Origin of the sequence: Oribacterium sp. P6A1 (assembly GCF_000702885.1) — a bacterium.
Lineage (GTDB): Bacteria > Bacillota > Clostridia > Lachnospirales > Lachnospiraceae > Oribacterium.
The window spans coordinates 42,579-64,568 of sequence record NZ_JNKO01000016.1 but is presented as its reverse complement, the minus strand read 5'-3'; the positions used below and the strand labels follow the sequence as shown (position 1 = coordinate 64,568).

Sequence of the window (21,990 nt, the reverse complement as noted above, 5' to 3'; positions counted from 1 at the left end):
TCTTCTATGTACTGTTACAGGAAATGGAAGACATTACATTCCAACATTCTCTTTTCATACTCGTAGAGGCTATGACTGCAAGTATAAAGAACATACTTCATATCACAGACGAACAGGTTGAAGAAATCTATAAGGATTTCTTTTTCAGATTGCCTGAATATATGCAGGATGCTCTGACAAGTGATTACAAAGTGGCGTAATTGTATTTTTATAGTCTAGAATATAGAGTTTTCAAGGTACGATGCCCACTATTTATGTGGGAAGTTTAAGTTATAGATAATACCAAAACTCCTAACTATCAATAATAATGCTCCCGACTGTAAAAAGCCGAGGAGCATTAAATTTCTTTAAAATAATAAAGTTTTCAGGAGGTTTCACCTTGACATCAACCGCTACGGATTTTTCAAAGGGGTCTGTTATAAAAGCCATCACGGCTCAGTCAATCCCGCTTCTGGTTGCGCAAATCATACAACTGCTTTACAACATAGTTGACCGTATATATATCGGACACCTTCCGGGATCGAACGGTATCGCTCTGACAGGAGTAGGTGTCTGCTTTCCCATAATAACGCTTATAACTGCCTTTACAGACTGGTTCGGCATCGGCGGAACACCTCTTTTTTCCATAGCCAGAGGCAAAGGCGATGAAAACCGGGCTCACAGCATTATGAGCGAAAGCGCCTTTCTGCTTATCGTGACATCCGTAATCATGACTGCACTAGCACTTATTTTCATGAGGCCAATGCTTTATGCCCTGGGTGCCAGTGATGCCACCTATCCCTATGCCAAAAGTTACTTTACTATTTACATACTGGGAACTGTTTTCTTCATGACGGGCTCCGGGCTTAATTACTACATCAGTGCTCAGGGCTTCCCAAGAACCGGCATGATAACTACTGCCATTGGCGCCATACTGAACATCATTCTGGATCCGCTTTTAATGTTTGTTTTAAACTGGGGTGTGGCAGGAGCCGCCATCGCCACTGTCATTTCTCAGATAGTAAGTGCTGTTTGGGTCATCCGCTTTCTGCATTCAGATAGGGCTTTATTCAGACTGAAAATCTCTGAGATACGTTTCAACAAAAGCATTGCCCGTGAGATTGCCACCCTGGGCTTTGCAAATTTTTTAATGAAATCCACAAACACCGTAACTCAGGCCGCCTGCAATATCATGCTTCGTGATTACGGCGGAGATTTATACATTGGTATCTTTGCCATCATTAATTCCATAAGAGACTTTATTTCGCTTCCGGGAACTGCCATTACTCACGCTTCACAGCCTGTGCTTGGATACAATTTCGGAGCTAGAAAATACAGGCGTTTAAAGCAGGGCATCGTCTTTGCGTCTGCTGCCGCAAGCTGCTACGGCGGACTTGTCTGGATACTCATACTGATCTTCCCAACCTTCTTTATCCGCATTTTTACGCCGGATATGGAAACCATCACCGTGGGAACTCATTGTCTCCGGCTTTACCTTATGGCCTTTATTTTCCAGATGGGACAGTTCTGCGGACAGTCGGTTTTTTCAGCTCTAGGTCAGTCGAAGAAAGCCATTTTCTTCTCAACTCTCAGGAAGATAATCATTATCCTTCCACTGACTCTGATTCTTCCTCTTTATATGGGAGTTGACGGTGTCTTCGCAGCTGAACCTATATCAAATGTCATAGGTGGTGTAGCCGCTTTTACAACAATGCTTGTGACTGTTTACTTCAGACTTCCAAAGAAAGACGGCGAAGAAGCACGTCTGTAATATATTGTCATAATTATATTTCAAATCAAAAAATAACGGGCCGGAGTTTCTCCGGCCCGTCTTAATCTTTAAAGAACATCATAGATACGTGATCACTGTTCATCCAGTACGAAATAAATTACCTCACCGCCTTCGATAGTAAAGTAAACTATCTCTTCATCCTGCTTATCCGTAACATACTGCAGGCACAATTCCACATTCGAAAGTCCTCTGCCATCCAGTTCTTCGCGCCACACAGCTACATCATCAAGCCATTCCGGAATCACATCTTCACGAAAAGCCTGCTCATCGATATCATCAGTTGTACTTAATCCTTCATACCATATCTGAACATAGATTTCATCATCGTCATAAGTTGTATGATGACCGCAGCCTTCCTGACTCCATACTGATTCCACATATTCATCTACATAAGCAGCAGCTTCCACTACAGGACTTTCCGTATCTTCATCCTTTACTGTCTCTGTAGTGCTTTCTGTAACAGCTTTTTCAGTTGTAACTACACCATTGTTATTTTCTGCCTTAAAACTGTACTCCTTTGATCCCTTATCTGTATTAACCGAGACACTGACCTCAGAAGTAGACTGGGTCTCAACTTTACAGCTGCTGAGTCCTATAGCAGCTGCAGCAATCATCATGGTTAATAATATCCTTTTTTTCATACTCATAGCTCCCTTCACCAGACAATGTATTAAAAACTCAACACCCTGCTCTATCGACTGGCTTTAAGGATTTATAAGTTCTCTTACTGAAATTTTTTCCGGCATTGCAGTAAACATTCTTCTCTTTCAAATCATTTCAGTTTTTTACTTCTCATCACACACCTGGAAGATGTAGAACTTAAGATAATAGCTGTTCTCATCCTTCGCCCAGAGTATAGGGTGATCTGAGCACTGGGTGCGGTATTCTACCTGACGAAGACGTCGGTGTACGGAATTGGCAGCTTCACCAATGGTTTTTGTAAAAAGCTCCGGTGTCATGAAGTGACTGCAGCTGCAGGTTGCAAGATAACCTCCATCCTTTACAAGCTTGATTCCCTGCATGTTTATCTCACGGTAACCTCTGATTGCGGCTTTCGTCGCCTCTCTTGATTTTGTAAATGCAGGAGGGTCAAGAATTACCACATCATATTTTTCTCCCTGCTTATTCAGCTTCGGAAGCTCATCCAGCACGTCAGCCGTTCGGAAGTGAACAGTATCTGAGAGGCCGTTTCTCTCAGCATTGGCAGTGGCCTGCTGCACAGCAAGTTCAGATATATCCAGTCCCTCAACAGAGGCTGCACCTGCGATTCCGGCATTCAATGCAAACGTCCCCATATGGGTGAAACAATCAAGCACTTTCTTTCCCTTGCAAAGCTTCTGGATAGACAGACGGTTATACTTCTGATCAAGGAAAAATCCTGTTTTCTGACCATTCACAACGTCCACCATATATTTAACGCCATTCTCCGTAATAAGAACATTTGTATCAAATTCTGCACCTATGAAACCCTTATGAGGCTCCATACCTTCTTTCTTACGGACCGGAGCATCTGATCTCTCATAGATTCCTCTTATGATGATGCCGTCTTCCTTTAAGATTTCAACAAGATCCTCAAGTATCATGTCCTTAAGTCTGTCGATTCCAAGAGCAAGAGACTCTACCACCAGCACATCCTCATACTTGTCTACCGTAAGTCCCGGAAGCCAGTCTGCCTCGCCGAAAATAATTCGGCATGAGCTTGTATCCACCACCGTCTTACGATATTCCCAGGCGCTCCTCACTCTTTCGCGAAGAAACTCTCTGTCAATCGGGTCCTTTCTCCATCTGGAAAGCATACGTACTCTTATTTTGGAATTATGATTTATAAAACCGTAGCCCATGAAAAAGCCGTCAAAATCAGAGACACTGATTATGTCTCCATTCTCATATTCTCCCTCATACCTGTCGATTTCATTATCATAGATCCATGCACCGCCGGATTTGATAGTGCGTCCTTCGCCTTTTTTCAGAATGATTTTACCTTTTGAAACCAGTGATTTTACCATATTTGTCTCTTTCTTTTTTATTGGAACTGAATGTTATGTCCCCGGATCTTAAGATTCCCGGTTCACTTACAGTTGAATTAACAATCAATATACTCTGTGAACACGATCACATAATAGTTATCGTGTTTGCTTTTGAAATTTATTACATATGTGGTATTATTTCAACTAAATTTTATACGGTATTCCGCTGCAGCCTATGGAGGCAACGGTTTTTTGTGCCTTTAACCCGCAGCGGGTCAGAATAACGTATTTTTTTAACCTGTGTTTTCTGTCTGTGTTATATGTTTACGGAGGTATATATATGTACGATATTAAATGTGATACCCATACACACACCCTGTTCAGCCGGCATGCCTATTCAACTATTCAGGAAAACATAAAAGAGGCTTCGGATATGGGACTGGAACTCCTTGTATCCACCGACCACTTTTCCGCTATGTTATGGCCTGATTATGACTGCTCAAAGCATTACCAGTATCTCTTCACCTCACCTATGACCTGGCCCCGGGAATGGATGGGTGTAACTCTGCTGTCAGGTTGCGAAGCGGATATAGTGGGACTTGACGGAAGCCTTTTTGGACAGGATATTCCTTTGGATTGTTCCATTGTAGGCGATCCCTTTAAAAATCCTACGACTCTTTACGAACACACCACCAAAAATATGGATTACGTTATCGCCAGTGTACACGGAAAAGCCTTTGTAAAGGACGCAAGTCCTGTACAGATGACAGATATGTATATTAAAGCTCTTCAGCAGGAAAAAGTATTCATCCTCGGACATATAGGAAGAAGCGGTCTTGATGTAGACTTCCGTGCTATAGCATCAGCTGCTAAGGAAATGAACAAGCTGATAGAAGTTAATGAGCACAGTTTTTCCTTTGACGGCGGAAGAACTGATAACTTTTCGAGAAATAGATGCAAACAGGTCCTTGAAGCCTGCGCCGAAACCGGATGCCATATCTCCGTAGCGACTGATGCTCACATTTCATGCCTTATCGGCAAATTTGATGAAACCAGAAAGCTCCTTGAAGAAGTCCACTTCCCTGAAGAACTTATTGCAAGCCGTAATAAAAAGACCTTCCTTGAAGCACTGAAACTATCAGGGGTAAAGGATCTTTATTGAATCTAAAACATCATAAATAAAAAGCAATATTCCATTGAAATCCACCGTAAGGCATTCAATGGAATATTGCTTTTATTTTTATATTGCGCCTTCAGTACTCAAAACATCTTTTTGTTCTTTATGGCACATATATCTGTATTTTTATGCTTCCTCAGCGGCTCTGAGCTGCTGTGTATCCTGGATTTCCATGATCATATTGACACGGTTCTCGTGACGTCCGCCCTCAAACTTTGCATTGATCCATGCGTCCACAATCTGCTTTGCTGTCTCTATACCGATAACTCTTGCACCGAAACATACGACATTTGAATTATTATGACGCTTACTCATCTCAGCGGAGTAAGGCTCGCTGCAGCAACATGCACGTACACCGTCTACCTTGTTGCAGGCAAGACTAATGCCAACTCCTGTTCCGCAGATTGCGATACCACCATCAACCTTTCCATCTGCAACCATCTTTCCCACACGATAACCGGAGATAGGGTAGTTAAAGCTGTCTGTCGAATTGGTTCCCACATCAACTATCTCAATTCCCTTTTCCTCAAGGTACTGCTTGATCTCATTCTTCATATCCACTGCTGCATGATCATTTCCGATAACTAACTTCATCATTTTTCTCCTATTGTTTTATTGCGAACCGCATTTTCATTTCGTAGAACGCGGCTATGATGCCAATAATTTGATTAAAAAATATCAGCATCAGGCATGGTGGCATCTCTCAGGATATTGTTAAAAATAAAACAATATCACTTCGATTTCGCATGAAGTATATCATATTTTTTACAAAAGAGGGATAAACGCATTAAATGAACAATATCAAAATATCTCAATATACTCTGTGTATTTCCACAAATTTTTACTTGTATTTTTGTGTAATCTGCCATATCATACTGTTCAACTTGAAGATATTACAGAATTTCACTTATTTTTTTGCTTAAACTCTTACCTAACAGAGTATTTAAGCCGATGACATACTCTGAAGGTATGATAAATTTTCCCTTTATTCAGATCAAACAGGAGGTTATACAATGAAACTTGAAAATGTAAAAAATGTCGACGGTCTTTTTGAAGTTCTTAACAGCTGCCAGGGAACTATCGAACTTGTTTCTGCAGAAGGCGACCGCATCAATCTTAAATCAAAACTCAGCCAGATGCTTATGACAGCAAAGCTCCTCAATCAGGCTACCATAAAGGAACTGGAGCTCTTTGTGTCAGATCCTGATGATATGAAGAAGGTTGTTTCATTCATGATGAGCGACGCCTGCTGATCACATGATATAAAATGCCTCCCTTAACCACGCCGGTCAGGGAGGCATTTATTTTTTCTTCACCAGCTGTCCTTATTACACAGCTTGTTTAATTCATTAAATCGTCTTCCTTTTTTTCAGAACACATACATGACATCTCCGGTATACCTGTCAATCCAGAAGTACCGAAGTCTGAAGGTATCCTCTTTTCACTATCAGATCTTCATAATTATCAGCATTGACCACAACAGGCTTAAGTTCACAGGCCGGAACCACCAGCTTGCCGTTCTGATACATCTCAGAATCGATAACATCCACCGCTCCGCCATGAATGATGGCATCCGTAAGCTCTGTCCCCCTGTAGGAATATTCCTTAGGTTCATGCAATATGGACATGGACTGGGTTCCCTGAAGTATTCTGTCCAGAGCATCATCATCACAACCATCTCCTGTGATGACCGGCATCCTTCCACCGTATGTTCCCCGAAGTACAGCCTCAACTATAGCTTTTGACACTCCACCGGCTATAACATCATCCGTACATATAACCGCATCAAGATTCCGGGTTCTGTATACCTGATCCATCATGGTATTCATTCGCTCATATGCTGCCTGTTCGCTTCCATCCATGATACTTACCTGTTCAAGCTCAAGCTGTCCGGAACCTGCCAGAAGTACCCCACTGTCTATGTATGGGAATAATGTTTCCATCAGTCCCGGATAAAGGAACAAAAGAGTATCGTCAGTTATATCACCTGTAAATATCTCCACCGTCCTGGGAGCTTCAGTCGTTGCCTTATCCAGCTCCAGCTTATCCACTATATATTTTCCCATAGCTTCTCCAACATGATAATCATCATATCCGAAAAGATAATTAACTCCTGAAGTATTCATGGGTAAATGATCAAGGGCTATAATATAAATTCCGCTGTTTTTCACTTCAGTAAGGAGACTGCCCAGCTCGGATGATGTAACATCTACCGGAGCAACAAATATAATCTTCGCACCTTCATCCGCCAGCTCTCTGATATCCGAAATCTGCTGTGAAACAGCATCACCGCTGTCAGATTCATCAGCCTGTGTCATTTCCGCATATCTGAATTCAGTATTATACCCGGCATTGGTCATGGTGTCCTCAAAATATTTTTTAAGAAGAATCCATTTCTTACTGCTTTGGTCAGGAAATGAAAATCCTATAATCTCACCGCTCCCGCCTATAATATCAAGATCCTTTATCTCCTTTTCGGGAAATACAAATTCCGCTATAACCGTTTCTTCCTGAGTATCAGCTATTGTAACATTTTCAACCCTCTTTGTCGTTTCCCCGGCAGAAGTGGCTGTCTCCTCAGATCTGTCTTTTTTAAATTGATTTCCTATATTAATACATACAAAAACAAAGACTGCTATTGCAACGATTCCCGCCAGAAAAAAGCACAAAGGCTTAATAAAGGAGCCCTTAAAAAGCTTATGTAAAAAACTTTTCTTTTCCCCTATATTCTGATTTACATTACGTCTGTTCATCCGGATGGGATTATAACTTTCCCAGTGCATTTCGGAATGATCCTTTTCTGTTTTTTTTCCGGATTGCAACTTATTTTGAGTTTTATCGTTATCCAACTTTATCTCCCGTATCTATTCTGGTCAGTTGCTATGATTATATATCGGTTCCCTCAGAGCCCCAAGCTTACACATTTTTCATAAAACATTATAACAAAAGAGGGCGGTTGGATAACCGTCCTCATAAATACTTAAAGAATATGTCAGATTAGGAAAGCGCTGAACTCCCTGCTCCACGATACTTCCTCAATTCTTTGCTTTTTCAGAACCATCTTCGACCATATTTTTTGCTCCGGCCTTCTTTGCAAGCTGCCATACCAAAGACTCACCCTGGGCTATCTCAAGATCAACACCTGTCTTGTTTGGCTCACTGTCATTGAACTTATAATCCTTGCCGGGAAGTATCGCATTTAAGATGATACCAACGAGAGAACCTGTTGCGATTCCTGAGAAATTGATAGTCATTGCGCCAAGAGGAATGATGATCGCACCGGCTGTCGAATAGTTTACACCGATTGAAAGAACAAGAATGAGTGCTGCAATTATTACATTTCTTGTCTGAGAGAAGTCAACCTTGGTCTCAACCACATTACGGATACCTACTGCAGAAATCATACCGTAAAGTACCAGTGATATCCCGCCGACAGTAGCTGAAGGCATTACCTCGATAAGAGCTGCAAACTTAGGACAGAAGCTGAGTATGATGGCTATACATGCGGCAAGGCGTATTACCATAGGATCGTAAACCTTGGTAAGTGTAAGCACTCCTGTGTTCTCACCGTATGTTGTATTTGCAGGTGCGCCGAAAAGTGAAGCCAGAGCTGTTGCAGTTCCATCACCTGTCAGTGTTCTGTGGAGTCCGGGCTCCTTGATGAAATTCTCGCCTACGGTAGATGATATAGCAGATATGTCTCCGATATGCTCCATCATTGTGGCAAATGCTATAGGTACGATAGTTATCACTGAAGTGATAAGAAGTGAAGTATCAAGTGTTCCGTCTGTAAATAATGAGAATACTGTTCTGCTGTAGTTCACGGGCACTCCGAACCATGCAGCGTTCTGAACTTCAGAAAAATCGATAAATCCGCATACTGCCGCAACTAAGTAGGAACCCATTACGCCGAGAAGTATAGGTATGATTTTCACCATGCCTCTTCCCCATATATTACAAACTACAACTATTACGATAGCAACAAGAGCGATGGGCCAGTTGCTTGAACAGTTTTCGATAGCTGACTTTGAAAGGTTAAGACCTATGGCTATGATGATGGGGCCTGTAACCACAGGAGGGAAATACTGCATTACCCTTGACTCGCCAAATGCCTTGAATGCTGTTGCAAGAACAAGATAAACAAGTCCGGCACAGGCTACACCAAAGCAGGCATATCTCAGAAGATCAGGCTCTCCGTTGGGAGCGATAGCTGCATAGCCCGCAAGGAATGCGAAGGATGAACCTAAAAATGCAGGTACCTTCTTCTTGCTTATCAGGTGAAAAAGTAAAGTTCCCAGTCCTGCCCATAGCAATGTTGTTGAAACACTGAGTCCGGTCAAAAGAGGAACCAGAACTGTTGAACCAAACATAGCAAACATATGCTGAAAGCCAAGAATAAGTACCTTTCCTGTTCCCAACTGTCTGGCATCATAGATCCCTTCTTCACCAATCTTTATTCTTTCGTTACTCATTATAAACCCCTTCCTTGGTTTAAGGATTTGATTTAAGGCTGTAATATTTCTATGGAAATACAGCTTGCTTAAAACTTTGTGCTGTTACATTCATTCACAGAAAAAAAGCACGCATAGGAGGAAATAATCCCTCCCTGCGTGCTTTAATATCTATATCCTTTTCCAAATGAAAATACTCATCTCAAACTGAATCCCTTACATAATTTTTTATTATTTTATCATCGTTTTTTTCTTCGTCAATACCGAAAATTAAATATAGAGAATAGTGAAATTTAGTTTATGACCATATCTGATTTAATAAAAAATTTTTATTTCAGTAATTGCTTACAATTAAATATTTATATATACTATTCCATGCTTTATCTAGTTTTGAACGGAGAGAATATGGAAATAAGACAACTTAATTCATTTGTCAAAATAGTTGAAATGCAGAGCTTCAGTAAAGCTGCCGAGGCCCTGGGATATACTCAGGCTGCCGTGACCATACAGATCAGACAGCTGGAACAGGAATTCAATACCAAATTTTTCGACCGTGTCGGAAGACACGTGGTTCTTACTCCTCCGGGACGTGAGTTCCTTCAATATGCCAATGAGATACTGAGACGTGTGGATGATGTCCACACAGCTTTGGGCAATCCTCAAATGCAGGAGCATAAGCTTCGCATCGGATCTCTTGAGTCTCTTCTTACCTATAAGATTCCGAATGTTGTGAAGTATTTCTATGACAATCATCCGGAGATAACATTGGAAATAAAGACCGGCTCTCCCAAGGAACTTATTGATATGCTTGAGCATAACCTGATTGATATGGTCTATTTCCTGGACAGACGTGTATATGATTCCGATTGGATCAAAATACTCGAGGAACCTGAACCAATCATATTCGTTGCAAGCCCTGATCTTGAAATCCCGGGAGAGAATCGAAAAACAGGTCATGTTCACATGAGTGAACTCATCAAGGTACCTTTCTTCCTCACAGAGCAGAACTCCAACTACAGATACGCACTTGAGCAGGATCTTGCGGCAGACCGTATGCAGATCAGACCTTTCTTTGAAACAGGAAACACGGAAGTTCTTATCCGTCTCGTAAAGGAGAATAAAGGTGTTACCTTCCTGCCGGCCTTCTCGGTTCAGGAGTCCATCAAAAACAAAGAGCTTCGTGAAATAAATCCTGTGGACTTTGATATGACCATGTACCGTCAGATTTTTTATCATAAAGACAAGTGGGTCACAGAAGAAATGAAAGAACTTGAAAAGCTGGTCAAAAAAGGATTGCTTTAAAATCAAGAGTCATTCACACATATCAATTGTTTTCGATATGTGTGAACGACTCTTTTAGTTATACATAAAATCAATTCTCAACCGGATACATATTATGAGCCAATTAAATCTGCATCTGTATGTCAGAAATAAACGGCGAAAAACATGCATTTATAGAGGAGTATATTACGGCACTCAAATCTGTTTAATTCAGTGCCTGATAGTAGTACCATGTCTGCTTTCTGGTTGTTGCTGTCTCACTGACTCCGTCTGAGTTCCAAAGTCCGAAAGCATACCCCTGGGCCACCTCACTTGGAGCATCCACAAGCCGGCTTAACAGAAAGGCTTCCACATAAGGATTCTCCTTAACCTTTTCCCAGGCCTGCATAAGCGCCAGAGCCTGAGCATCCTCTCCCATTACCGAGCTGAAACCCTGTTCCGAAAGTATAAGGTGACGGACTGTTCCGTTTGGACTGAGCATACCCTCCTGCTGCATGTAATCTGTCAGTACATGCAGATTCTTGAGATTTACTATAGGTGAATTCATATCATCTGTTGCAAGATTGGAAGTATTCATAAAGTCAGGATTTGAAAGATCCTGGGGGTAAGGATGCCATGCGATTCCATAATCTGTATCAGCAAGATAGACATTAAGAAGATCAAGCACATCCCGGGATCCGTAATACATGCTCCCGCCATTCTGGGTCCAGTTATAGTCAAAAGGTATGAATACTCTTGCATCCGGATTATATGCCTTTATGGCATTGTAAAAAATACGGAAGCTGTCCGCATAGGCCTTAACATAAGTGTTGATATCATCAACTCCGAGATAGTTCCATTCTCTCTGATTATTAATCTCGTTACCTATGACCCAATTGGAAACACTATCCTTGTATCTGTAAGCAAGAGACTCTGCAACCTGCATGGTTCTGGCCACGCCTCCCTCAGTCAGAGTATTAAACTGATATAGATTTGATGCAGGTGTCTGAACGGGAACTATCTCGTCCCCCTCCTGAAAGTCATTCATAACTCCCATGGTAACAGTGAGGTCTGCAGCATTGTAAGCATCTATAAGCGCATCGTAAGCCTTCATCTGCTGCTCATTCTTTACAAAACTGGCGTTAAACTGGAAAATGACCTGTTTGCATCCGAGAGACACCATGTCATCTATCATATTTATATGTGAAGAATGTATACCCTTTATACTTTCAGGTGTATTGTAAAAAGCAAAAACATTGACTCCCATTGACATAGTCAGAACACCTGTCAAAGCCACAGTTATGAACTGTTTTATTCTCTTTAATTTCATTTGTTTCCTCTCATACATAAAAAAATATTTGCCCTCCATTACAGAATCTACTCTGTTGGACGAATGATAGTTGCATATCTCATACTTGATTATATTTTCAGTATATCTCATACTGCAAAATGTTTTATTACTATATCTGATTCAAAAAATTTACATTTTTTCTTTCAAAAACTCTCCAATAAAATACCGGGATTTATACCAAACAATCCCTTACCCGAAATTACCTTCAACTGTAACTATATTTGCTCCACAGTGCATTTTCCCGAAATTCCTTGCTTTTATAAGGCTCCTCGGATATAATTCTAAAGGTTAATGACATTTAAGAGCGGCTTCCGAGCCACTCTTTTTTTACATATTGATACAAGAAAAGGAGAAATTCATGATTGCAGCAAACAATATAACCTTTCGTGTAGGCAAGAAGGCACTCTTTGAAGATGTCAACATTAAGTTTACCGAAGGTAACTGCTACGGCATCATCGGTGCCAACGGTGCAGGAAAGTCAACCTTCCTTAAGATCCTCAGCGGTGCACTTGAGCCCACAAGCGGTGAGATCACGAAGACCCCGGGACAGCGCTTAAGTGTCCTTGAGCAGGACCAGTTCAAGTATGACGACTGCACAGTTATCGATACTGTTATCCGCGGTAACCAGCGCCTTTATGACATTATGAAGGAAAAGGATGCTATCTATGCAAAGCCTGACTTCTCAGACGAGGATGGTATGAGAGCAGCCGAGCTTGAGTCGGAGTTTGCACAGATGGACGGCTGGAACGCAGAGGCTGATGCAGAAACCATGCTTAACGGTCTCGGAATCGGTACAGATCTTCATTACAAGCTTATGAGTGAGCTCAAGGGCTCAGAGAAGGTTAAGGTTCTCCTTGCCAAGGCTCTCTTCGGAAACCCTGATATCCTTCTTCTGGACGAGCCTACCAACCACCTTGATCTCAACTCTATCGAGTGGCTTGAGGAGTTCCTTATAAACTTTGAGAACACAGTCATCGTTGTATCCCATGACCGTTACTTCCTTAATAAGGTATGTACCAACATCGCAGACATCGACTACGGAAAGATAACAGTCTTCGCAGGAAACTACGACTTCTGGTTTGAGTCTTCACAGCTTATCGTCCGTCAGCAGAAGGAAGCAAACCGCAAGAAGGAAGAGAAGATCAAGGAGCTGCAGGAATTCATCCAGCGTTTCTCTGCCAATGCTTCCAAGTCAAAGCAGGCAACATCCCGTAAGCGTGCTCTCGAGAAGATCGAGCTTGATACCATCAAGCCATCCTCAAGACAGTATCCTTACATCGTATTTAAGCCAAACAGAGAAATCGGAAACGATGTACTTGAAGTAAAGAATCTTTCAAAAACAATTAACGGCGTAAAGGTTCTCGATAACATTTCCTTCATCGTAAACCGTACCGATAAGATCGCTCTTGTAGGTCCTAACGAGCTTGCAAAGACAACTCTCATGCAGATTCTTTCCGGTGAGATGGAGCCTGACAGCGGTGACTACAAGTGGGGCGTAACCACAAGCCAGTCCTACTTCCCTAAGGACAACACACCTGAATTCAAGTCTGAGGATACCATCGTTGAATGGCTCACCCAGTACAGCCCTGACAAGGACACACAGTTTGTCCGCGGCTACCTCGGACGTATGCTTTTCAAGGGCGATGACGGTCTTAAAAAAGTAAACGTTCTCTCCGGTGGTGAGCGTGTAAGATGTATGCTCAGTAAGATGATGATCTCAGGTTCCAATGTTATCATCCTGGACGAGCCTACCGATCACCTTGACATGGAGTCTATCTCCGCTCTTAATGACGGTCTTAAGAACTTCCCGGGTGTCATCATCTTCTCATCCCGTGACCATCAGGTTGTTGAGACAACAGCCAACCGTATCTTTGAGATCATAGACGGCCACCTCATCGATAAGATGACAACCTATGACGAGTACCTTGCTTCTGACGAAGAGATCAAGAAGAGATTCACCTTCACTCTTTCCGAGGATGATGCAAGCGATAACTGATTTCTGTTTAAGGGTATAAAAAAACTCCGTTTCCCAAAGAACCGGCTAAAGCCTAAAGCTTATCCGACTCTCCGGAAACGGAGTTTTTATATTAGTGAGTATTTACCCTGTAAAATTCCTGTAGTACATTTACTTATCCAATCCGGCAATGCCCCATATATGCTGACAAAGCTTTTTCGGGGTAAATTTTTTCTGCTCTCTTAACTGTCAGATTCCAAGCTTTTCAAGAGCATATCTCTTCATTTCGTTCACCCAGTATATATAATACTGATAGTTGTAATGTATCTGCTTATCGATGCTCCACTCATCAGGAAGGTTTCCCGAACCATCACTCATTATATCCTGAACATCTATAAATCCCCAGCCGTTATTCGCGCACTTTAACTTCATGGCTTCATTAAGCGTGCGAACTTTATCATTATTATACTCTTTATTCTGGAAGCTCTTTGTCATATAAGTCGTACTGATGACTGTGATATCCGCCTCCGGATTTGCAGCCTTTATCTCCTGAAGCAGTCTCTCGTAATTATCCGCAGCCTGCACATCATTAAGATCCTTATATCCAAAGAAACTGTACACATGCTTTGCCCCTGTCATATTGACAGCCTCAGGAAGACGATATCTCTTACCCTGTATCATTGGATGGATATTTGAACCATCATTCGGAAGCAATGCCTTCTTTATACTGTAGCCTGCCACTGCAAGGGAAGTGAAGTTGTTGCACACCACATCTCCTGCTCCTGTAGACATATTGTACCGCTGAAAATTCTCAGCCACAGAATCACCTATGATCACCGAATTTTTGAAGAACTCATCCAGAATACCAAGATGTTCTGCATCAAGCTGGGAAACATCAAGATTTTTATAGTAATCCTCTGTATGACCCGTTTCTTCCTCTGCTGGAGAGCCTGCCAAAGGTCCTGATACAGTTTCTGTTACTGCCGTAGAAGAATCTGCGGAATTTACTGCAGTACTTTCCATTGCGGCAGTATAATCCGGATTTCCAACTGCAGGTCCCATCTGAACTGTTCCTTCTGTTATAGCTTCTACTCCGGAAGCCTTAACTCCTGCAAGTGCTGGCACACTCATATTTGCCGCCATCACCACTGTAAGTACAGCAGAATAAAATTTAAGTCTCTTACTCATATCAACCACCTTTAAATAGACATTTATAGCGGAATTATAACATTAATCGGGCTGATTTTTTATATCGGAGTAATTACAATTAATGTCATTATTTATAACAATTGTCATATCAGCCGATATATAAGTAGTATTTTTTGGTACAATTGATTTATATCAACCACAAAGGGGATCGTTATGAAAAAGTGTTTTAAGAATTGTCTCACTTCACTGTTGCTTACTGGCCTCATAAGCCTGTCCGGTTTTTCAGCATTTGCCGATGTAAACTCTTCAGCGCTTACTCCATCAGCCGCTGCAGGAGATATATCTGTTTCAGCTGCAGTAGCAGCTTCAAATCCCACAGGTACTTATTTTTATGCAGAAACTCCTACTTTGGAGCAGAATGACCTTCTGTACAAGTACTTCAAAAATTCCGTTATCGTAGGAGATTCCATAGGATGCGGCTGGGGACTTCAATGCTTAAAGAACTCTTCTGATCCGGTGATGGGTAATTTTCAGAGTCTTGCCTACCCCGGTTTCTGTGTACACTCCGCTTTTGATGCTTCCATAGAAGATGCCGGAACTCCCATGTATAAAGGTGCCAAGCGTCCTGTCTGGGAATCACTTCAGCTCATGGCAGCAGATCATCCGGGTGAAACAACCCATATCTATTTACACTTTGGATATAAAGACCAAAAGTGGAGCGATACTCCGGAGCTCTATGTAAAACTTATTCAGACGCTTCAACAGTATGTTCCTGATTCTGACGTAACCATCCTTGGCGCCAGCTACATGTATCCGGGAAAAAACGGAGCCCCCTATACCAGCGCCAACATAAAAGCTCTCAACATGAAAATGCAGAACTATGCCGCTGCTTATGGATGGGGATATATAAATCTGGGGGATCTTTTAGCCAACAGTAACGGTGATCTTGAACCTTCCTACTGCAGTGACGCTTTTATGCACCTCACTCCGGAAGCTTATGACATATGGAAAAAAGCAATGATTGGATATGCTTTTACAAGAATGTCAGCCGCAGGAATCTGCTGAACCGCTTATCCCCAGACTAAGATCAATCCGGTAATTGTCAGTCAATATTATCTCAGGCAGAACCTACTCTAAATTTAACCATAAGATAATGCAGGCGAAAATCGCCTGCATTATCTCATGATAAATGTTTATTTATAATATCGTTAAATATCTATAAATATCGAAAAATATCTATTTTTATTTTAAATCCTCAGTATATCACTTCAAATTTGTAATTCTCAGGTAGCGTCAATTTCGGATGCTTTTTCACATACTCAATAAGAAGATCCTGAACATTGTCTGCAGAAGAGAAAACCGTCTTTGAATTTCCGATCATTTCATATCCGCCGGTTCCTGTAGCTCTGTAATTTGATGTTACAAGTCTGTACTTCTTTCCGGGTACAAGTTCTGTTCCGTCAAGCATCCTCAAACGTACAACCCTGTCACCAACGGGTCTTCTCAAATCAAAAGCATAATCCAGTCCTGCGTAAAAATCATAGTTATAATGCTCTATCTTAGGCTTCATAAAAACATCGGAAATATATGGATTTCCATTCTCATCAAGTTCAAGATACTGAGCACATCTCTCCAATGCTTCTTTCAGTACATCTAATGTTATCTCTTTCACCTGGGAAGTATTTGAAAATGGATACGCTGCATAAATATCTCTTATGCTGACCTGTTTCTTGAAACCGATTTCCGTATTTCCTATACTTGTACAGGAAATATCAGCTGCAACGGATTCTAGCTGTACCTGATTAAAAAGAGCTGCAACCTTACTTCCGTGAAGGGCTATCTCCAGCTTGTTTTCCGGAACTATACATTCATCAAATTCACCTACAGGCTTATCAAGCCATTTCTCCACACTCTCCTCAAGAGGCATTATACTTTCAGCAACCTTTGCCGCTGTCTCTTCACCTGTCGCAACCAGCTTAGACCGGCACAAAAGTCTGTTATCTTCGTATTCTCCCTCAAGATGAATATACTGTTCCGCATTGGCCGGAGGCTGGACACTCCAGGTACCGGATAACTCTATTCCATCAACAGGCATATGCTGATGTCCTGTAAGAAGTATGTCAAATTTCAGCTTTTCAGCAATTTCACATGCAACATTTTCTCTTGTATCGGAAAGGCTTTCGTGAGTAACCAGATCTTTCTCATAGCCTCCGTGATAGATGCACACGGTTATATCACAGCCCTCAGCCTTCATCGCCTTATACATCTCACCGGCAGCTTCAATGGGATCTGAGATTCTTAATTCTGTAAGATGCTCCGGAAGCTCCCAGATATTAACATAGTCTGTGACTACTCCGGTCACTCCTACTCTGAGACCGTTTTTCAATGTACATATAACATATTTTTTATGACTGATCTCTCCCCTTAAGTCCAAAACATTGGCCATAAGAAGAGTTCCGTCCATAGCTCTGACATAATCTCTTATCACGTCATAACCGAAGTTGAAATCATGATTGCCCAAAGTATAAAAATCAAGTCCCATGGCATTAAATGCTGCGGCTACAGGATGCACAGAAAACTCATCCTTGTGTTCAAGGTAATAAGCAATCATTGGGGTACCCTGAAGGCTGTCTCCACCATCCATAACAAGAATATCCGAATCCTCTTCATCCCTCTTCCTCTGAAGTTCTGAAGCTATATTCAACAACCCGCAGGCTTTTTTCTCCCCCGTTGCATAGTCAACCGGCAGTACCTTTCCGTGGGTATCCGATGTATAGTAAATCTCAAATTTTTTCATAATAAGTAAAAATCTCTTTTCCGGTACGAGTTTCCCATAGACATCCTGAATGCCCCGGCTGGCTCAATACCTTATACAGTCTTCTGTAAAATATATCTTAAATTGTCAAAGGACGGAGAATAATCTCCGTCCTTTATCATAAACATTAACCTCTTGTCAGCTTGACACGAATCTTTGTACTGATCCACTCAACTATGAGAACCAGCACTACAAGTCCTATAAGTATGGAACCTGCCTCATTCCAACGATACGCATTCATGGCGAAGATAAGCGGTGCACCTATACCACCTGCTCCTACAAGTCCAAGAACTGTTGCATCACGAAGGTTTATATCGAAACGATAAATTGCTGTTGATGCAAAATTCGGCATAAGCTGTGGGAGTATTCCGTACAATATCTTCTGCCATGTGGAACATCCCATAGCATCAAGAGACTCAAGTATCTTTGTATCCAGATCCTCAATAGCCTCAATATACATTTTGGAAACCATACCTATGGATGTAACGGACATGGTCATAAGACCTGCAAAAGGTCCCGGGCCGGTGACTCTGATAAACATAAGGCCATAAACAAATGCCGGCACTGTACGAATGATCATAATGAGAATACGACCGATAAAGGCGATTGGCTTCGGTGCCAGGTTATTTGATGACAGAAAAGCCAACGGAACCGAAAAAATCGCTCCCACTACCGTACCCATAAATGCGATACATATAGTCTCAAGAAGAAGATATAAAACACCTTCCTTACCGAGATTGAAAAGCAGCTCAGTATCCGGGTGAACGATACCGTTAAGTATGCTGAGAGCCATCTTTCCGCCATTCTTGGTGGAACCTGATGTCTCCATGGCGCCTAAACTCCAGATGAGAAGCCCGATCACAACAACTGCGATGGCAACATGCCATACCCAGTCCTTAGGACGGCTCTCATATGCTTTTTTTATTCTTTCATTCATATGAGCACCTCCTTAAACAAGCTTCTTACGAGCCCAGCGGCTGACTGACTCGATGATAAATACAGTAACGAACAGTACAAGAAGAATCATTCCAACATTGGGATACTCTCTCCATCCAAGCTGCTCATTTAAAATAAGACCGATACCACCGGCTCCTACATATCCGAGGATTGCGGCATATCGAACATTACCCTCAAAATTATAAAGGCTGTTAGACATAAATGCAGGCATGACCTGAGGAACTATGGCATGAATAAAGGCCATAGTTTTTGTGAAGCCCATAGCTTCCATTGCCTCAAATGCTCCCATATCAACAGTCTCTATCTCCTCATACATTATCTTTCCGATATATGAAAAGGAGAATACAGCGATGGCGGTTGTTCCGGCTATAGTTCCCAGTCCGAATACAAAAGTTGCAATCAAAGCACTGACAAGAGTAGGCAGTGTACGTACTATACTGAACATAAGTCTCATGGCAGCCACCACCACACGATTCTTACAGACGTTTGTTGAAGCAAGCATCGCAAAAGGCAGGCAAAGCAAAGATCCTATGGCAGAGCCAAGAAGTGACATCTTAATAGTGTCCAGTATAGGAGTGACTATAGAACCAAAGTAAGATGGCTCAGGCGGGAACATTCGATTAAGAATTACGAAGAACTGATTTCCTCTGGTAGCCAGCGTCTTGGGATCAAATCCTGTTACATTGATGGAAACAATGCTCATGATCAGGATAATTATCACGTAGATAGGTGCTCTTGATCTCTTCTGCTGTACTTCTTTTCCGTTGTCCAGAGTGTATTTCTTGGGCGGGAAGATTTTGTCGTATATACTCATACCTCTTCCTCCTGTCCTCCCTGATAGATCTGATTGAGAATATCCTTATCTACTTTATCGGAAGGTCCGTCATAAACGATCTCACCTGCACGGATACCGATGACTCTTGTGCAATACTGAAGAGCCAGATCCACATGATGGATGTTGATGAGGATACTGATATTCATATCCTGATTAATGCGCTTGAAATCATTCATAACCTGATTTGCAGTTACAGGATCAAGGGCTGCTACAGGCTCATCCGCAAGAATAATCTGAGGGCTCTGTGCAAGAGTTCTTGCAAGGGCAACTCTCTGCTGCTGTCCTCCGGATAACTGGTCAGCACGTACAAATGCCTTATCAAGGATACCTACCTTATCCAGTGCCTCAAGGGCTTTCATCTTCTCTTCCTCATTGTAAATTCCGAAAAGAGAACGATACCATGGCATGTCAGGAACAAATGCTGTAAGAACATTTCTGATAACAGTAGTACGTGTAATAAGATTAAATGACTGGAAGATCATACCGATCTTTCTGCGGAAACGACGAAGGCTGTTGCCTGAAAGTGACATTACATCTGTTCCGTCTACTGTAAGACTTCCACTGGTAACATCATGCATACGGTTAATGGTTCGGATCAATGTAGACTTTCCGGCGCCTGACAGACCGATGATTGCTACAAACTCTCCCTGTCCGATTTCAAGATTTATATGCTTCAGACCCTCATAGCCATTAGGATATTTCTTCCCTACATCTTCAAACTTAATCATTACTTTTTCCTTTTCCTGTTTTTGATTATATATATGAGCAAAACTCAATGTTTCATGTGAATGTTTAATGGCTTAAGCATTCGCATACAATATTGAATTTAATATGCATTTCGGCTCAGTTCCTCTTCAGATAACCTGAAATGTTTATAGGCCTTTCATGTATGCAATAAATGTCTCATCATCTTAAGAGTAAAAGAAAGTCCGCATGAATGCAAGGCATTCAGCGGACTTTCCAAAATTGTTGTACCGCTATATCAGCGTGTTAATCAGTTCTGACCAAGACGAAGTTCCTTGATAAGATTCTGAGCATCACGTGCTGAATCGTAATCGGAATCCTGAGCCTCTACATAACCCTTATGGCTGTAGATATTGATAACTTCCTTACCCTCTTCTGTATTTCCGATATTGATCATGGCCTGCTTGAAAGCAGCCTTGAAATCCTCATCCATCATTACAGCTGATACCTTTGAACCTGAGATAGTATCATTGTAGATTCCCTCTGTTACACCGATGACATTTGTATCATCCCAGATGGAATTCTGCATTGAATACTCTTTGTTCCACTTCTCAACATAATCACGACGGGCATCTGCATATGTGCAAAGTACATCGATCTGTCCCTGAGCAAGACGGGCAAATGCAGTACCGTATGAATCACACTCTACAACATGTGCAAGATCTGTGATGTTCTTTCCAAAGTTCTTCTGAATCCAAAGTGCAGGATATACATAACCTGCCGGTGATGTAGGTCCCATAACACCCCAGTTAAGACCGTCAAGATCCTCCCAGGTAAGCTCTTCACCGTTGTTTACCTTGTCAGCTACAGCCTTACCAGCGTCTGAAGGGCCTGCAACTATAAGTGCACGATAGAATGTTACCTGATTCTCTGTAGGAGCTGTAGGCTTCTGATCATTCCAGTCCTTTGCACTGTCGCTATCGATAGAAAGTCCATCTCTTGTTGCTGTAAGAAGAACCTCAGCGTCATCATCATAAAGGATATATGTGTTTCCCGGAATGAATCCAACGTCAATTGTTCCTGCGGCAAGACCCTCACCTACAGCCTCAAAGCTTGTACCTACAGTTATGTTTACATCCTTGATGTTATAACCAAGTGTAAGCATCTCCTTCTTGATCATCTCCTTAAGTGGCTCTGTGGCAGTAACGATCTCTTCAGGCTCACGTGATGGTACGAATGCAACATTAAGAACGTCAACATCCTTAGCATCTGCGGATGCTGCTGTAGTCTCAGCAGACTCTCCTGCTGCAGCGCTTGTCTCTGATGCAGCTGCTGTTGTTGCTGCGGCTGTTGTTGCTGTTGAGCCTGATCCGCATCCTACAAGTGCTGCGGCTGCCATAACAGCGGAAAGAAGTACAGAAATGGATTTTCTCATGTTTTCCTCCTCGATTGAAGCCAAGGCTTCTTCGTAAAATTACAGCTATTGTGCTGTCTGTCTAAAAACCTAAGAAAGTATATCCGAGGTTTTCAAATGTGGCAAGTAATTACAGATAAATTATATAAAAAAATATTACCTTTGGAATAGTTTTTGGTTATGAAACTTACACAACAAAGTCCCC

At 41.9% G+C, this 21,990-nt stretch carries 18 protein-coding genes and 1 pseudogene; 7 read left to right on the top strand and 12 right to left on the bottom strand.

Features of this window, described 5'->3' with window-relative positions; translation table 11 throughout:
• Together T515_RS17640 and T515_RS11115 are read left to right on the top strand one after the other, a co-directional pair.
• Nucleotides 1-200: pseudogene (locus T515_RS17640) on the top strand (hypothetical protein); the annotation flags it as partial.
• 179 nt (nucleotides 201-379) lie between these two features.
• Nucleotides 380-1,750 (top strand): MATE family efflux transporter, encoded by a 1,371-nt coding sequence (locus T515_RS11115; protein WP_036611053.1) that lies wholly within the window; start codon nucleotides 380-382, stop codon nucleotides 1,748-1,750.
• Nucleotides 1,751-1,842: 92 nt separating this feature from the next.
• Here T515_RS11115 and T515_RS11110 read toward each other — a convergent pair whose 3' ends face one another.
• Complete coding sequence (locus tag T515_RS11110) at nucleotides 1,843-2,412, bottom strand: hypothetical protein (protein WP_036611051.1); 570 nt, start codon at nucleotides 2,410-2,412, stop codon at nucleotides 1,843-1,845.
• A gap of 144 nt (nucleotides 2,413-2,556) precedes the next feature.
• On the bottom strand, nucleotides 2,557-3,777 hold the full coding sequence (locus tag T515_RS11105; protein WP_036611048.1) for a class I SAM-dependent rRNA methyltransferase: 1,221 nt from the start codon (nucleotides 3,775-3,777) through the stop codon (nucleotides 2,557-2,559).
• Nucleotides 3,778-4,078: 301 nt separating this feature from the next.
• On the opposite strand from T515_RS11105, the gene T515_RS11100 reads away from it, so the two are divergent.
• Nucleotides 4,079-4,900, top strand: coding sequence for a PHP domain-containing protein (locus tag T515_RS11100; RefSeq protein WP_036611046.1), 822 nt, complete (start codon nucleotides 4,079-4,081; stop codon nucleotides 4,898-4,900).
• 141 nt (nucleotides 4,901-5,041) lie between these two features.
• Here the strand turns inward: T515_RS11100 and rpiB are convergent, their stop codons facing one another.
• Complete coding sequence (gene rpiB, locus T515_RS11095) at nucleotides 5,042-5,509, bottom strand: ribose 5-phosphate isomerase B (protein ID WP_036611044.1); 468 nt, start codon at nucleotides 5,507-5,509, stop codon at nucleotides 5,042-5,044.
• Nucleotides 5,510-5,928: 419 nt separating this feature from the next.
• Between rpiB and T515_RS11090 the strand changes: the two genes are divergently transcribed.
• Nucleotides 5,929-6,168 carry a hypothetical protein gene (locus tag T515_RS11090; RefSeq protein ID WP_036611042.1) on the top strand — a complete coding sequence of 80 codons (240 nt, stop codon included), beginning with the start codon at nucleotides 5,929-5,931 and terminating at the stop codon, nucleotides 6,166-6,168.
• A 150-nt stretch (nucleotides 6,169-6,318) separates the two neighbouring features.
• On the opposite strand, the gene T515_RS11085 is transcribed toward T515_RS11090, so the two are convergent.
• Together T515_RS11085 and T515_RS11080 are read right to left on the bottom strand one after the other, a co-directional pair.
• Nucleotides 6,319-7,764: a substrate-binding domain-containing protein gene (locus T515_RS11085; protein ID WP_036611040.1), complete on the bottom strand. Its 1,446-nt coding sequence runs from the start codon at nucleotides 7,762-7,764 to the stop codon at nucleotides 6,319-6,321.
• A gap of 186 nt (nucleotides 7,765-7,950) precedes the next feature.
• Nucleotides 7,951-9,387: a uracil-xanthine permease family protein gene (locus T515_RS11080; protein WP_051671662.1), complete on the bottom strand. Its 1,437-nt coding sequence runs from the start codon at nucleotides 9,385-9,387 to the stop codon at nucleotides 7,951-7,953.
• A 384-nt stretch (nucleotides 9,388-9,771) separates the two neighbouring features.
• On the opposite strand from T515_RS11080, the gene T515_RS11075 reads away from it, so the two are divergent.
• Complete coding sequence (locus T515_RS11075) at nucleotides 9,772-10,668, top strand: LysR family transcriptional regulator (RefSeq protein ID WP_036611038.1); 897 nt, start codon at nucleotides 9,772-9,774, stop codon at nucleotides 10,666-10,668.
• A 184-nt stretch (nucleotides 10,669-10,852) separates the two neighbouring features.
• On the opposite strand, the gene T515_RS11070 is transcribed toward T515_RS11075, so the two are convergent.
• Entirely contained in the window at nucleotides 10,853-11,956 is a 1,104-nt protein-coding gene (locus T515_RS11070; RefSeq protein WP_051671661.1) for a DUF5722 domain-containing protein, read from the bottom strand.
• A gap of 379 nt (nucleotides 11,957-12,335) precedes the next feature.
• On the opposite strand from T515_RS11070, the gene T515_RS11065 reads away from it, so the two are divergent.
• A complete protein-coding gene (locus tag T515_RS11065) occupies nucleotides 12,336-13,973 on the top strand; it encodes an ABC-F family ATP-binding cassette domain-containing protein (RefSeq protein WP_036611036.1) in 1,638 nt (545 codons plus the stop codon).
• 207 nt (nucleotides 13,974-14,180) lie between these two features.
• Here T515_RS11065 and T515_RS11060 read toward each other — a convergent pair whose 3' ends face one another.
• Nucleotides 14,181-15,119, bottom strand: a complete 939-nt coding sequence (locus T515_RS11060; RefSeq protein ID WP_036611034.1) for a GDSL-type esterase/lipase family protein — start codon at nucleotides 15,117-15,119, stop codon at nucleotides 14,181-14,183.
• Nucleotides 15,120-15,293: 174 nt separating this feature from the next.
• On the opposite strand from T515_RS11060, the gene T515_RS11055 reads away from it, so the two are divergent.
• On the top strand, nucleotides 15,294-16,145 hold the full coding sequence (locus T515_RS11055; RefSeq protein WP_036611031.1) for a GDSL-type esterase/lipase family protein: 852 nt from the start codon (nucleotides 15,294-15,296) through the stop codon (nucleotides 16,143-16,145).
• Nucleotides 16,146-16,335: 190 nt separating this feature from the next.
• Here T515_RS11055 and T515_RS11050 read toward each other — a convergent pair whose 3' ends face one another.
• The 5 genes from T515_RS11050 to T515_RS11030 all read right to left on the bottom strand — a co-directional run bounded on the left by T515_RS11050 (nucleotide 16,336) and on the right by T515_RS11030 (nucleotide 21,806).
• Complete coding sequence (locus T515_RS11050) at nucleotides 16,336-17,877, bottom strand: bifunctional metallophosphatase/5'-nucleotidase (protein WP_242839368.1); 1,542 nt, start codon at nucleotides 17,875-17,877, stop codon at nucleotides 16,336-16,338.
• Between the two features lie 145 nt (nucleotides 17,878-18,022).
• On the bottom strand, nucleotides 18,023-18,832 hold the full coding sequence (phnE, locus tag T515_RS11045; protein ID WP_036611027.1) for a phosphonate ABC transporter, permease protein PhnE: 810 nt from the start codon (nucleotides 18,830-18,832) through the stop codon (nucleotides 18,023-18,025).
• 12 nt (nucleotides 18,833-18,844) lie between these two features.
• Entirely contained in the window at nucleotides 18,845-19,666 is an 822-nt protein-coding gene (phnE, locus tag T515_RS11040; protein ID WP_036611025.1) for a phosphonate ABC transporter, permease protein PhnE, read from the bottom strand.
• A complete protein-coding gene (gene phnC / locus T515_RS11035; RefSeq protein WP_036611023.1) occupies nucleotides 19,663-20,415 on the bottom strand; it encodes a phosphonate ABC transporter ATP-binding protein in 753 nt (250 codons plus the stop codon). The genes phnE (T515_RS11040) and phnC overlap by 4 nt, the downstream gene beginning before the upstream one ends.
• A gap of 266 nt (nucleotides 20,416-20,681) precedes the next feature.
• A complete protein-coding gene (locus T515_RS11030; protein ID WP_036611021.1) occupies nucleotides 20,682-21,806 on the bottom strand; it encodes a phosphate/phosphite/phosphonate ABC transporter substrate-binding protein in 1,125 nt (374 codons plus the stop codon).
• Nucleotides 21,807-21,990: the final 184 nt, after the last annotated feature.